12 protein-coding genes are annotated in these 12961 nt (G+C 65.4%); 5 read left to right on the top strand and 7 right to left on the bottom strand.

What is annotated here, in order from left to right:
* Positions 1-3: 3 nt before the first annotated feature.
* The 4 genes from ACWEO2_RS04325 to ACWEO2_RS04340 all read right to left on the bottom strand — a co-directional run bounded on the left by ACWEO2_RS04325 (position 4) and on the right by ACWEO2_RS04340 (position 5902).
* Positions 4-2730, bottom strand: coding sequence for a molybdopterin-dependent oxidoreductase (locus ACWEO2_RS04325; RefSeq protein ID WP_452404027.1), 2727 nt, complete (start codon positions 2728-2730; stop codon positions 4-6).
* Positions 2727-3554, bottom strand: a complete 828-nt coding sequence (locus ACWEO2_RS04330) for an FAD binding domain-containing protein (RefSeq protein WP_452404028.1) — start codon at positions 3552-3554, stop codon at positions 2727-2729. Before ACWEO2_RS04330 ends, ACWEO2_RS04325 begins: the two co-directional genes overlap by 4 nt.
* Positions 3555-3711: 157 nt before the next feature.
* A complete protein-coding gene (locus ACWEO2_RS04335) occupies positions 3712-4728 on the bottom strand; it encodes an alpha/beta hydrolase (RefSeq protein ID WP_452404029.1) in 1017 nt (338 codons plus the stop codon).
* Positions 4729-5125: 397 nt separating this feature from the next.
* Positions 5126-5902 (bottom strand): SDR family NAD(P)-dependent oxidoreductase, encoded by a 777-nt coding sequence (locus tag ACWEO2_RS04340; protein WP_452404030.1) that lies wholly within the window; start codon positions 5900-5902, stop codon positions 5126-5128.
* Positions 5903-6305: 403 nt separating this feature from the next.
* Between ACWEO2_RS04340 and ACWEO2_RS04345 the strand changes: the two genes are divergently transcribed.
* Together ACWEO2_RS04345 and ACWEO2_RS04350 are read left to right on the top strand one after the other, a co-directional pair.
* Positions 6306-6644, top strand: coding sequence for a metalloregulator ArsR/SmtB family transcription factor (locus ACWEO2_RS04345; RefSeq protein ID WP_452404031.1), 339 nt, complete (start codon positions 6306-6308; stop codon positions 6642-6644).
* Between the two features lie 11 nt (positions 6645-6655).
* Positions 6656-7405, top strand: coding sequence for a DUF2071 domain-containing protein (locus ACWEO2_RS04350; protein WP_452404032.1), 750 nt, complete (start codon positions 6656-6658; stop codon positions 7403-7405).
* Positions 7406-7804: 399 nt separating this feature from the next.
* Here the strand turns inward: ACWEO2_RS04350 and ACWEO2_RS04355 are convergent, their stop codons facing one another.
* On the bottom strand, positions 7805-9061 hold the full coding sequence (locus tag ACWEO2_RS04355; RefSeq protein ID WP_452404158.1) for an NAD(P)/FAD-dependent oxidoreductase: 1257 nt from the start codon (positions 9059-9061) through the stop codon (positions 7805-7807).
* Between the two features lie 172 nt (positions 9062-9233).
* Positions 9234-9389: a hypothetical protein gene (locus tag ACWEO2_RS04360; RefSeq protein WP_452404033.1), complete on the bottom strand. Its 156-nt coding sequence runs from the start codon at positions 9387-9389 to the stop codon at positions 9234-9236.
* 160 nt (positions 9390-9549) lie between these two features.
* Here ACWEO2_RS04360 and ACWEO2_RS04365 point away from each other — a divergent pair, with 160 nt between their 5' ends.
* Positions 9550-10269 carry a GntR family transcriptional regulator gene (locus ACWEO2_RS04365; RefSeq protein WP_452404034.1) on the top strand — a complete coding sequence of 240 codons (720 nt, stop codon included), beginning with the start codon at positions 9550-9552 and terminating at the stop codon, positions 10267-10269.
* 847 nt (positions 10270-11116) lie between these two features.
* Here the strand turns inward: ACWEO2_RS04365 and ACWEO2_RS04370 are convergent.
* Positions 11117-11311 (bottom strand): hypothetical protein, encoded by a 195-nt coding sequence (locus ACWEO2_RS04370; protein ID WP_452404035.1) that lies wholly within the window; start codon positions 11309-11311, stop codon positions 11117-11119.
* A 27-nt stretch (positions 11312-11338) separates the two neighbouring features.
* Between ACWEO2_RS04370 and ACWEO2_RS04375 the strand changes: the two genes are divergently transcribed.
* Both ACWEO2_RS04375 and ACWEO2_RS04380 read left to right on the top strand, forming a co-directional pair.
* Positions 11339-12076 carry an SDR family NAD(P)-dependent oxidoreductase gene (locus tag ACWEO2_RS04375; RefSeq protein ID WP_354953392.1) on the top strand — a complete coding sequence of 246 codons (738 nt, stop codon included), beginning with the start codon at positions 11339-11341 and terminating at the stop codon, positions 12074-12076.
* A 52-nt stretch (positions 12077-12128) separates the two neighbouring features.
* Positions 12129-12959: a fumarylacetoacetate hydrolase family protein gene (locus tag ACWEO2_RS04380; protein ID WP_452404036.1), complete on the top strand. Its 831-nt coding sequence runs from the start codon at positions 12129-12131 to the stop codon at positions 12957-12959.
* Positions 12960-12961 lie beyond the last annotated feature (2 nt).

Raw genomic sequence — 12961 nt, forward strand, 5'->3', positions numbered from 1 at the left:
TCCTCACGGATCGGCTCGCGTCGGAACCGGCGCGTTCGCAACGAGTCGCCGGTAGATGCGCTCGGGAGTCAGCGGCAGCGCGCGGTATCGGATCCCCGTCGCGTTCTCCAGCGCATTGGCCAGCGCGGGCGCGACCGGGTTGACGCAGCACTCCGCTATCCCTTTCGAGTGCATCGGCCCGACCGAATCGGCGGAGTCGACCATCAGTACTTCGGTGCGGGGAATATCGGCGTAGGTCGGGATGCGGTAGTTGCGCAGATTCGGGTTGATCATGACGCCGTTCGCGTCGACGTGGAAGTTCTCGGTCAGCGCGAAACCGATGCCCTGCGCAACGCCGCCCTCGATCTGGCCCCGCACCTGGGCCGGGTTGATGAGGACACCGGCATCGGTGGCGTGCACGCTGTAGAGAATGCGGATCTCACCGGTCATCCGGTGCACCGCGATGCGAAACCCGTGGGAGTTGAAGACGACGCTGCGCGGCGATCCGAATGCCTTGCGCGCCTCCGTCAATCGAATGCCGCGCCGGTTTGCCTCATCGATCAGCTCCGATAGTGATAGGTGGCGGTCACCACAGCTGACCCCGGTGTCGTCGATCGCGCACGAAGCGATATCGACGCCCATATGTGCGGCCGCCACAAACAGGATGCGATCGCGTAAGGCGTCGGCGGCCCGCAGCACCGCGTTCCCGGCGACAAATAGTCCGGCGCTGGCAAATGCGCCGGTATCGAATCCGGTTCGGTCGGTGTCGGATTGCACCAGACGCACCCGTGACGGCGTGGTGCCGAGTTGATCGGCCGCGATCTGCACATGTGCGGTCGGGGTGCCCTCGCCGAATTCGACTGTGCCAATGGCGAGTTCGTAGATGCCGTCGTCGCCGAGGGTCAGCCAGGCCTCGGCGAGGTGGTCGGTCGGTGGCGCGGTCTCGTGCAGTGAACTGGCGGTGCCGATGCCGATGAGCCACCCGTCGCCCGGTGGCGGTTCGGCGGTATTGCGCCGCAGCGCGTCGTCGACGAGATCAATGCAGCGCCCGAGGCCCTCCTCGCGGAACATGACATCGTCCGGGCCGTCGTCGAAGGCCACGAGCGCATCACCGGGGCGCACGATATTGCGCCGCCGCAGCTCGAGCGGATCCATATCGAGTGCGACCGCCAGCTCGTGCATGGCCGATTCCATTGCGAACGCGGGCTGGGTCATGCCGTAGCCGCGCAGCGCACCGCTGGGCACGGTGTTCGTGTAAACCGAATAGCCGTCGAATTTCTTGTTGGGGCAGCGATAGATCGCGACGGCGGCGCCACCGGCGAACAGCGTTTCGCCGCCGTGGTTTCCATATGCACCGGTATTCGACACATTGCGGACCTGGATCGCGGTCAGCGTGCCGTCGGCGCGCGCGCCGAGCTTGACCGTCATCGACATCGGATGCCGCGGCGACGCCGTCGTGAACTCCTCTTCGCGGGTGAACTCGAAACACACCGGCCGACCGGTGTCCAATGCGGCGAGTGCGGCCAGATCCTCGGTGATGACCTCCTGCTTACCGCCGAACGCGCCGCCGACCCGCCGACAGAACACGCGGAGCTGATCGGGACGCAGGTCGAACAGATACCCGAGCTTGCCCTTGGCGATCGACGGGGATTGAGAGCTGGTCCGAACGTGCAGTCGGCCGTCTTCGAGCCAGGCGATCGATCCATGCGTCTCGAGATGCGCATGCTGTACGCGCGGCGAAGAATAAGTGCCCTCGTGGATCACATCGGCCTCGGCGAATCCCGCCTCGACAGCACCGACGTGCCCGTGGATCTCGAGCAGAATATTGTGCTCGGGATCCCGCACGAACGGGTCGTGCGAGCCGTGCAGCTGGGGCGCGCCGTCGGCCATCGCGGCTTCCGGATCGAAAACCGCGGGCAGCACCTCGTATTCGACGATCACCGCGCGACAACCCGCTTCCGCCGCCCCGACGGTGTCGGCAACGACCGCGACCACCCGCTGACCGACGAAGCGCACCACATTGTCGAGGATGTAGGTGTCGCTGGGATCGACCAGGTGATCGGTGTGGATCGCGGTCGTGAACCGCTTGCGCGGCACGTCCTCCCAGGTGTACACGCGATGCACACCCGCAACCGCGAGCGCCGCGGTGGTATCGATCGATACGATGCGGGCATGGGCGTGCGGCGAGCGCAGCACCTTCAGATGCAACATGCCCTCGATCGCGGTGTCCATGGTGAATTCCGCACGCCCGGTCACCACCTCGGTGCCCGCCGGAGCACCGACGCTGGTGCCGACGGCTCGGCCCGGCAGTGCGACCTCGATCCCGACGACACCGCGCACCGCGTCTTCGATCGCGCGGTAGCCGGTACAGCGGCAGAGATTTCCCTTCAGCGCATGCGCCAGATCTTGTTTCTGGGCGTCGGTGAGCGCCACGCTGGTCATGATCATGCCCGCGGTGCAGAAGCCGCACTGGAAGCCGGGAGCGTCGCGGAACTGCCGCTGCATCGGATGCAGATTCGCAGGCGAGCCGAGACCCTCGATCGTGGTGACCGCACGTCCCTCGGCGCGGAATGCGGGCGTGATGCAACTGTGCACGGGATGCCCGTCGAGCCAGACCGTGCAGGCGCCGCAATCGCCCGCGTCGCACCCCTTCTTGACACCGTGCATGCCGAGCGAGCGCAGGAATGTGCGCAGACATTGACCGGGATTCGGCTCGTCTTCGAAGGTGTTTCCGTTCACGGTGTACGTCATGCGGAGCCGCCTTCGGTGAGCTCGACGCGAATCTCCTCGGCGAAGTGCCTCGCCAGATGGTGCCGGTGATCGGGGGTGCCGTTCGCATCGCCGAACCACAGGTCATCGGGGAGGGCGTCGATGCGCTGCCGCAGCGCCTCGGCGTCGGGCATGCTGTCGAATGCCAAGCGCACCGGACGGGTGGTGCCCGCGGTGATGGTGAGCAGCAGGTCCGCGGTTCCCGGCGACCGGGTGGCGATCATGAACAGCGTCGAGCGGCCGAGCCGCGTCAGAGAGAAGCGCCGGTACGCGTAGCGCTTGCGCAGCGCGACGACCGGGATATCGACGCGGCGCAGGATCTCGCCGGGCGCGAGGATATTGCGGTGGTCGCCGATGACGAAGTCGGCGGCATCGATCGTGCGTTCGCCACCATCGGCAGCCCACAGGGTGTACGTGGCTTCGAGCGCGACCGTCAGTGTGATCATCGGGCCCGCGGGCAGCGACATGCAGATATTGCCGCCCACTGTCGCCGCGTGCCAAACCTTGAACGAGGACAGGAACGCCTCGCAGCAGGTGCGGAACAGCGCGCCGGCGGGCCGGTCACTCGGCGGCGCAAAGGCATTCAGCTCGGCGATGGTGCATGTCGCGCCGATCTCGAGGCCATCGGCACTGGGCACCAGGCTGTCCCAGCCGAGTGCGGTGAGATCGATCAGACGGCGCAGTTCCGGTTGCTCGGTCGAGAACAACCACGTTCCTCCGGCCAGCCACGCGTCACCGTCGCGCCAGTCCGCGCCCGGTCGGTCGGCGGGTCGCCGAACGATATCGGTGATCGTATTGAGATCCATAGCGCCGCTCCTTCGGAGAAGGTGCCGTGCTGCCGATCGCCCGCCGAGTTCGTCGCGCCACGAATCCGCCCTCTCGGGGGCATCGCCGTTCATGTACTCGCTTGCACGTCAACGTACCCGACTCGACGACGGCCATGGCGCTGATCAGCCCATATGCCTACAATCCCAGCCCCTGCGCCAGTACCGGCCAGGACGCCCTCAGTTCATCACCCCAGTAGCCCCAGGAATGGGTGCCGTACGGACGCAGCTCGACGGTCGCGGGAATATCCAGATCCGCCAACCGGGCGGCCATATTGCGTGTGCACTGCTCCACCGCGGCCTCGATGACGCCGCCGACCAGGATCTGGTTCGCCAGCGCGGCTCCACCCCCGACCAGATGCCGATCACCGGCCTTGTCATAGGGGCCGGGCAGCCCGTTCCCACTCGACAGATACAGGCTGATGCCACGCAGCCCGTCCGCATTCAGGTACGGATCGTTGGCGCCCCACATCGGATCGTCGGGTGGGCCGTACATATTCACGGCATCGCCACCGCCATAGGCCACCGTGATACGGACATAGGACTGGCCGACAGCATCGGCTATCTGCGCGCATCCGCTGTAGGCCGCCACCGCTCGGTACAAGCCGGGTTTCGCGATCGGCAATTGCAGTACCGAGGTACCCGACATCGACACGCCCGCAATCGCATTGATCCCGTTGGTACCGAGAGCGGCATCGATGAGCGGAGGCAACTCCTCGGTCAGATACGTCTTCCATTTCATGACGCCCAGCCGAGGATCCGGCGCTCGCCAGTCCGCATAGTAGGACGCGGCACCACCGACGGGCTGCACCACATTGACGTTCTTATCGTGCAGCAAGTCGGTTGCGCTGGTCAGCCCATCCCACGACGCCTGCCCCTTCCCGCCGCTACCGCCGCTGAGCAGATACAGGACCGGACGCGGCGCGGAGATATCGGCCGGGCGCTGTACCTCCACGGTGAATTCGCTGTTCATCGCTGCCGAGAAGACGGTGAGAACGAGATGCCGAGCATCGATGACCCGGGTATCCACGATCCGCGAACCATCCGGCGAGGTATGTGCCCCATCCGGCACACTGACGCCCGGCTCCGCCGCTCCCGATGGTGTGAACGGTGTCGATGACAGCGTCGTAGCGAATACGCCCGCCGCTAACACCATTGCCGCACTGCGCAAAAACGAGCGGTATCGCAACTCTGAGCCCTGCTTTTCCTACGCCACTGCCGATATCGCACAGCGGCGGCCACTTTCCGACAACTGAATCCGTCGCGCGGCACGGCGAACAACTCGTCGGCTGCGCGGCCGCGAGTCTCACACCCCCTGACGAACAGGAGGTTGCGCGTTGTTGTCTACGAAAGGGCAGCTTCGCCCTGGGGTGCCGTTAACGACCGTGTCACCAGGTACATGAAGCCCTGTTCGGCCAGGTAACGGCCCGCGATACTCGAATCCAGCGGGTACGACCCGCGTCGCCGAGGACGTCTATCGCGAGCGTTGCACCGCATCTCGACGAGGGAAGTTCCCTGACTCCTCGATAATTCCCGGCCTCAGCACCGCGCGATTATCGCAGGCCGCCGGCTACCTCGACTGTGGTGCCGGTGAGGTAGGAGGCGTCGGGAGAGAGTATGAACGCAGCGACCGCGGCGATTTCATGGGGTTCGGCTAGGCGCCCGAGCGCGGTCATCGACTTGATCACCGCCTCGGCAGGCGCGTCACGCAGCGCCGGCGGGATGTAGCGGCTCGCCGCTTCGGCAGCCATGTCGGTGGCGGTGCCACCCGGGGCGATCGCGTTGATCGAGATGCCGCGCTCGGCCAGTTCGGGCGCCAGGTTGAGCACCATCGCCGAGACCGCCGCCTTGCTGGCCGCATACAAGGTGTGCTGGTAGACACTGATGCGTGCGCTGATCGACGAGGTGAGCAGGATGCGCCCACCGCCGGTCATCGCCGTCACTGCTGCCTGAGTGGCAAACAGCTGGCCGGCCACATTAGTGCGAAATACTCGTTCGAAGTCTGCGGGAGTGATCGACTCCAACGCTCCGAAATGCTCGATGCCCGCGTTGCTGGCCAAGATGTCCAGCCCGCCGAACGCCGCGACCACCTGATCGACCAGCACTCGGGTCTGGTCGGGGTCGCTGACGTCGGCGCGCAATGCCACTGCCTGGTAGCCCTTGTCGGTCAGCTCGGCGACGAGCGCGTCTGCGGACGACTGGTTCGAGACGTAGTTGACCGCGACCGCGGCACCATCGGCGGCCAGCCGACGCGCGATCGCGGCCCCGATGCCGCGCCCGCCACCAGTAACCAGTGCGCGCTTGCCGGCCAGACGTGGAGAATCGGTCATGGTTCACTCCTCAACGAAATCGTTCGGACAAGTGATGATTCGGCTCGAGTGCAGGACGATCTACGGATATAAGGCCAAGGAGCGCAGATATCTGTCGCATGCGGCGGAGAGGCTTCGGTGTCGATACCGGGAAAGCCCTCAGCGACGCCCATCCAATGGTTGCATCGATCCCCCGGAACGCATCGCCTCCGTCGATGCGGTGCCGCTGCGGATCGCGGTCGCGTACTTCACCGCCCGCCAGCACTTGTGAGGCTCACCCACGTTCTGCACGACGGTGCGCACCCAGTGACTCGGATCGGCTGGGCGCATTGCGGCAAGCTCACCGCCGAATTGCGGCAGTCGCTCGGCGGCCGGAATCCCATCACGTTTGTTCGCTATTTAGCTACAGTGCTAAATTGCTAACATGACCGAGGTCGACCCTGAAGAGGAAGCCGGCGTGTTCCGCGCGCTGGCCGACTCGACGCGCCGGCAGATCCTGGAGGACCTCCGCTCCGGCGAGTTGACCGCGGGCGATATTGCCGCGCGGTTTCCGATCAGTGGTCCTTCGATCTCCCGGCATCTGGGCGTACTCAAGGCAGCCGGGCTCGTCCGAGAGCGACGAGCCGCCAATCGGATCTTCTACTCGCTTGTTGAGGAACGACTGGCGTTGTGTGTTGGCAGGTTCCTGAGCGCGATCTGCCCGGAACAGGTCATCGTCGGACAGCGCAGACTGCAAACCACGAAGAATCGGGGTGCCGAATGAGACCGCCGCGGATGTCCAGCGTCGTTGAGCGACGTCTTCTTGTGAACTACCGAGTCGACCCTCAGGCCGCGGCGAGCTTGGTGCCGCCGCCGATGCGACCTCAATTGATTGGCGGTTGGGCGGTTGCCGGCATCTGCCTGATCCGCCTCGGACAGTTCCGACCCAGTTGGCTACCCAGCTGGGTCGGGCTGCGCAGCGAGAACGCGGCGCATCGCATCGCGGTTGAGTGGGATGGTCCGCAGGGACGCTCGACCGGTGTGTACATCTCGCGTCGCGACAGCGGCTCGGTGATCAATGCCCTTGCCGGTGGCCGACTGTTTCCGGGTGAGCACAGTTTGGCGCGGTTCGACGTGCGGGAGACGGCGCAGGACCTGCATGTGGCCTTCGCCAGTCAGGACGAGACGATCTCCGTCAGCGTGGACGTCCAGACCGCCGAGCGGTTCCAGGGAAGCGAACTGTTCGCCGATCTGGCGCAGGCATCGGACTTCTTTCGATGTGGCTCCGCCGGATTCTCGGCCACGCGTGGTGGTCAATGCCTCGACGGGCTCGAACTCCGAACGGACTCATGGCACGTCGAGCCGGTCGACGTCCGCTCGGTTCGGTCCACGGTCTTCGACGACCAGAACCGGTTCCCGCCAGGCAGCGCGGTGCTCGACTGCGCCTTGCTGATGCGCGGAGTTCCGGCGACCTGGCGCCCCCTACCGCCCCTGCGAGTCGATGCCGGCTCCGCGACTGCGGGGAATAGCGCACGCCAGGAATAACACCCCGCCACCAGTGATCGGGCGCGTCATCGCCGGCCACAACCCGGCCACAGATCGCTCTCCCCGGCCGCGGGCCGGCACAGGTCATCCTGAAGCCCACCGCGTCTACTCCGGTAACCGCGCCGTCACGGATCGACTCGAAGCGGGTGCGCAACGACTGCGCGAACCGCTGCGGATAGCGTTGGCCGGGGCTGGACATGACCGAAGAAATGGCCATGAAGAGCATGTAAAGCCAGCCTCCAGCAACTGGAGAAGCACCAATCCGAACGAGAATGGCGACGTCATATTCCCCGCAGTCGGCCATCGACGGTCCACTTCGGTGGAGCGTACGCAATGTTGCTGAAATTTAACTAGCGAGTCAGTCGTCTAACCCTAGTAGTTGTGGCACGTTCCGTCGGATTATGTATCCATCAGCGCAATTGGTCGTCGATGGGCGGACTCGGGTCCGTGCTCGGGCGCGGCCTGCAGTTCGGGTGCGGCGGCGGCCAGCAATGCGTCGCGGTCGCGGTTCAACGGTGGATAGATACGCCGGGTGTTGATGGCGCGCTTGGTGTGTTTGGCCTCCTCGCCGCACGCGACCACGCGGCGGTCCCAGCCCTCGGTATACACCGCGCCTGCCGGTCCCAGATCGAGAACCGTTACATACCAGGGGATCCGCAACGGCTTCATGGGCTTGCCCAGAAGATCGCCGATGACGTTGTATCCGGCCCATCGGCCCATCGGGCGGCTGTGCTGGCAGGACATTACCGACATATGCTCGTCATCCATTTTCGCGGCGGCGACGTCACCGGCGGCGAACACCCCGGGCACACCGCAGACCCGCAGATAGTCGTCGACGGGGAGTCGACCCAGCCGGTCACGGTCGACCCCGAAGTCGGCGGTCAGCGGGTTGGCCCGCATGCCGGCACACCAGACGACGGTGGCGGCGGTCACCGCTTCACCCGAGGAGAGCGTCACGCCGCGCTCGTCGATGGCGAGGACCCCGACACCCAACTTGGTCTCGATCCCGGTGTAGGCCAGCGCCGCCTCGATGACCGGTCGCGCCGATGCGCCCATGTCCGAGCCGACGTCCGGGTTGCGGTCGATCAGGATGACCCGCGGTGCGACGGCACGCGTGGCAAAGATGTCAGCGAGCATTGCGGGCAGCTCGGTGGCCGCTTCGATGCCCGTCAAACCTGCCCCGACGACGACTACTGTCGCGGCCGCCTGGCCAGCGGGGCCCTCGGCAAGCCGGCGCAGGTGGGCCTGCAGTCTGGTCGCTGCGTCATGGGTGTCGATGTCGAAACCGAACTCCCGCAGACCAGGAATATCGGGCTTGACCACCTGGCTGCCCAACGCGAGCACCAGCCGGTCGTAGCCGTGGGCGCCCGCGGTGGATTCCACGGCCCGCGCCAGCGCATCGATCGCCGTCACTTCGCCGGTAATGTGCTTGATTCCGACCGGATCGAGAAGTGCGCTCAGCGGAATGCGGGATGTGCTCAGATCGGTCTCATAGTCGCGCACTCGGATGTCGTGGTACGGCGTGGAACTGATCATCGTGATATCGACGGTTCCGACCGCCACACCGAGCTCGTCGAGCCGCCGGGCCGCCGCGAGTGCCGCCCACAGACCCGCAAACCCGGACCCGAGAACCACGACACGCGAAGGATCGGTCACTGCAGCGCGCTGCACATCGTCATTTTAAGCCCACATCACCCTATCGGCGCTCGCCCCGGCCTGGCTCGTCGCCACGAAAACCGCTGCCACAAAGGGGGACTCACCGACAGCGAAGAAGGCATGATCGCTCTCGCACTACCGGAGATCCGCCGCCTGCTCATCGCGTTCGTACTCACCCCACCCACGCCGCCGACCACGTATGGGCGCCGTTCTCGGTGAGATATGTTGTGACACGGTTGATTCCGGCGTCGCGGACCTCGGCCGGGGTGCACAGTCCGGCGACCAGGATCAGCGGCGGACGCGCCGAGTAGTCGAACGCGGGCTCCACGGCGGGGAAGGACGAACCGCATCAGATCTCAATAAGTGGCCGGAGCGTCCAGCACGGTGAGGCAGCCATTCCTCATGAGCCACAACAGCTGCAACCAATCATCAGCCACACCCCACCGTCCTGATCATGGACAAGTACGCAAGCATGCGAGAATGGATGGGTGAGTACCAGGCCACTCAGCACCGGTGGCGTACCCCGGATAGCACCCATCCGGCGTGAACGCGCCCGCGCCCGCACATCCGACCGGGTCTATGACGAGTTGGTTTCCGCCATTCGAAACCTGCGTATCCCGCCGGGCGCGTCGCTGTCCGAGACCGACCTGTCCGCCCAGTTGGAGGTCAGCCGCACGCCGCTGCGTGAGGCAATCGCGCGCCTGGTCGACAACGGGTTGGTGTCCGTCGTACCGCAGGTGGGCACGCGGGTCGAGCGAATCCGGTTACAGGACGTGGAGGAAGCGCGCTTCGTCCGTGAAGCCCTGGAACTGGCCGCCTTCGCGGCCGCATGTGAACGCCCGGACCGCGATGTGAACACCATGCGGATACTGATCACCGAGCAGGAACGCTGCCACGCAAGCCACGACCTCGGTGCCTTCTTCGCCGCGGACGAAGCAATGCACCAGCAGATCTTCGTGCTCAGCGGGCACAGCGGCATCTGGACGATGATGCAGCCGATCAAGCTCCAACTCGACCGGCTACGCCGGCTGAGCCTTCCCGAACCCGACATGCTGCGGGAGCTGATCGACGAACACACCGCGATCGTCGACTCGCTGGAGGTCGGTGACATCGAGGGCGGCCAGACACTGCTCCGCGCACACGTTAACCGGGTACGCCGCTATGGTCCGATGTTGCGCGAGCAACATCCGGACTACTTCGCCGACTGACCCGAAGACGTGGACCCGATTCTCGGGCTCGATACTGAACCCGTCGATTTATCGAATGGCAGCGGTTTCTCGGTTGGGGTGTTGTCTCGTCCCGTCCGGTCTCCGTAGCGAAGGCCGAGGGCTTGGGCGTCCATCTGGCGCTGCGGCTGGGTCGCGAACGAAGTCGGCCAAGCCCAGGAGGTCGCCTGGCCCAGTACAGAAACTCACCGCCGGAGATCCGATCGGAGCCGGGCTCCAACTCACCGCTTGCCTGCCTCTCGCGGCGGGCCTCGACGCCACCGCGGCCTCGGTGCTGACTGGCGACGCCGGCACTCTACTGTCCGGGCTCGCGCAAAACTTCGCCAACAACACCGATCCCATCGCCGAGAACAACGGATGAATACTTGCATACAAGCAACTGGTATGCAAGATTGTGGTCATGATATTTCCCCGCGACAGAACACAGGGCGCCGTCGGTAGCTCGTGTCGGGCCTGTCACCGATCCAGCGGCAACGAACAGGCCGGCGTACCTCGGATCTGGTCTTCGAAACGTTCTCGGCCGTCCAGGATCTTGCAGCTTCGGTGTGGGCACGAGGGGTCGGAAGACGCACTCACAAACGCTTCGTCAGCCGCACACCGGTCCGCGAAACGCTGACCCGGCTGGTTGAGGCCGACTGGCGACCACAGCACTGCCCGCCCCGGTGTTCTTCGCTGCGGACGAAGCACTCAATCGCGCGGCATTCGGGCTGGTGGGGCAACCTGGCGCGTGGGCCACTGGATCTGCTACGTGCACTTCTGCGATGTCAAGGCATGGTCCTGCAGTTCGCCGAGTGTTTTCTCGGTGCGGGGCACCTCAATCCTGCCCAGGTCATCCTGCGGCTGCACGCAGTCGGCTGCGATGGGCTTCCTCTTCGAGGACCATATGCCAGCCATGATCGGCGATATCGCCGGGCGACACCTCGCCCGCCGCCCACCGCCGCCGCCGCCGCGGACGAGCCCACACGATCGGCTGCGTGTGCCGGACGCGCTCGGCCTCGGTAGGCCACACGACATTTCCATCCATCGACGAATTAAGAAGCTGGAGTAACCAATGGCACGCTTTGACGGCCGCAAGGTCCTGGTCACTGGGGCAGGATCCGGCATCGGCTGGGAAATGACCCGACTGTTTCTCGAAGAGGGCGCCCAGGTGATCGGCGCGGACCTCGACCCCGGCAGCCTGCCCGCTGGAGCGCACGCTGTCCGGGCCGACATCAGCGTCGAGGACGATGTCGCCGGATTGTTCGATGTCGCGGCTCGCCTATTCGGTGGCGGAGCCGACATTCTGTGCAATAACGCAGGAATCGGTTCGACCACCAGTGTTTTGAACGCCACGGTCGAGGAATGGGACCGCGTGTTCGCGGTCAATGTCCGTGGCACATTCCTGTGCACCAGATACGCGCTGCCGCACATGCTCGGCCAGGGCTACGGAGTCATCGTCAACACTGCCTCGGTCGCGGGGATGATCGGGCTCCCCGACCGGGCGTCCTACTCCGCGAGCAAGGGGGCGGTCATCTCGCTGACCAAGCAGGTCGCCGTGCAGTGGGCCAAGGAGGGTATCCGCTGCAACTGCATATGCCCGGGCACGGTGGATTCACCTTGGGTGGGCCGGCTACTGGCGCAAGCGGACGATCGCGATACTCGGCGCGCGCAGCTCATTGCCCGTCAACCCATGGGCCGGCTGGCTCAACCCGTGGAAGTGGCCAAGGCAGCACTGTATGTGGCCAGCGACGACGCGGCATTTGTCACCGGCAGCGAATTCGTCATCGACGGCGGAATTCTCGCCGGCTGACCTCCGGACACCGAACACAACGACTGAGGACGGGTAGAAGATGCGCATTGGTGTGACAGCCGGCCGAGCGAAGATAGTCGCGGGCGACCGGGCGACCGACATCGCAGATGCGAGCGGAGGGCGCTTCGGGCCCGACCCCCTGGCGGTCTATGACCGGTGGGATGAATTCCTGCGCTGGGCCAGCGGCGTCCCGGCCGCCGATAACGAGCCATTCGAGGTAGACAAGGCCGACGCCCCCGTACCGCTACCCCGGCAGCTGTTCGGAATCGGGCTCAACTATCGCGCCCACCAAATCGAATCAGGGCTACCGGAACCGGAGTTCCCGCTGGTGTTCACCAAGTTCCCCAGCTCAGTGACCGGTCCTTGGGGCAATATCGAACTGCCGACCGACCAGGTGGACTGGGAAGTCGAGCTGGCCGTGGTGATCGGGCGCCGCGCCCATCGCGTCACAGTTGACCGGGCGTGGTCGTTCGTCGCGGGACTGACCGCGGCGCAAGACATTTCCGCGCGCGACGTGCAGATGCGGCCATCCGGGACACCGCAGTTCAGCCTGGGCAAGTCCTTCCCTGGCTTCACACCGCTGGGGCCTGTGCTGGTCACCGCCGACGAGTGGGAAAACCCGGACGCGATCGCGCTGTCGTGCGAGGTCAGCGGTCAGCAGGTGCAAGCCAGCAATAGCTCGGACCTCATCTTCGACGTCAGCACGCTCATCGCCTACCTGTCCGGCATCGTGACGTTGCTGCCCGGTGACGTGATCCTCACCGGCACCCCAGCAGGTGTCGGCCTTGGCCAACAGCCACCGCGTTTCCTGACCGACGGCGACGAAATCGTCACTCGCGTCGGGGATCTCGAAATGCGTCACCACGCCCGTAGCCGGAGGTGAGC

Source organism: Nocardia sp. NPDC004278, from assembly GCF_053602975.1.

What these genes read in the sequence shown, in the direction of transcription:
- ACWEO2_RS04350 (WP_452404032.1), top strand. Translation starts at nt 6,656, where the DNA reads ATGTCCAGCGTCGTTGAGCGACGTCTTCTTGTGAACTACCGAGTCGAC.
- ACWEO2_RS04370 (WP_452404035.1), bottom strand. Translation starts at nt 11,311, where the DNA reads ATGGATGGAAATGTCGTGTGGCCTACCGAGGCCGAGCGCGTCCGGCAC.
- ACWEO2_RS04340 (WP_452404030.1), bottom strand. Translation starts at nt 5,902, where the DNA reads ATGACCGATTCTCCACGTCTGGCCGGCAAGCGCGCACTGGTTACTGGT.
- ACWEO2_RS04325 (WP_452404027.1), bottom strand. Translation starts at nt 2,730, where the DNA reads ATGACGTACACCGTGAACGGAAACACCTTCGAAGACGAGCCGAATCCC.
- ACWEO2_RS04335 (WP_452404029.1), bottom strand. Translation starts at nt 4,728, where the DNA reads ATGGTGTTAGCGGCGGGCGTATTCGCTACGACGCTGTCATCGACACCG.
- ACWEO2_RS04375 (WP_354953392.1), top strand. Translation starts at nt 11,339, where the DNA reads ATGGCACGCTTTGACGGCCGCAAGGTCCTGGTCACTGGGGCAGGATCC.
- ACWEO2_RS04345 (WP_452404031.1), top strand. Translation starts at nt 6,306, where the DNA reads ATGACCGAGGTCGACCCTGAAGAGGAAGCCGGCGTGTTCCGCGCGCTG.
- ACWEO2_RS04330 (WP_452404028.1), bottom strand. Translation starts at nt 3,554, where the DNA reads ATGGATCTCAATACGATCACCGATATCGTTCGGCGACCCGCCGACCGA.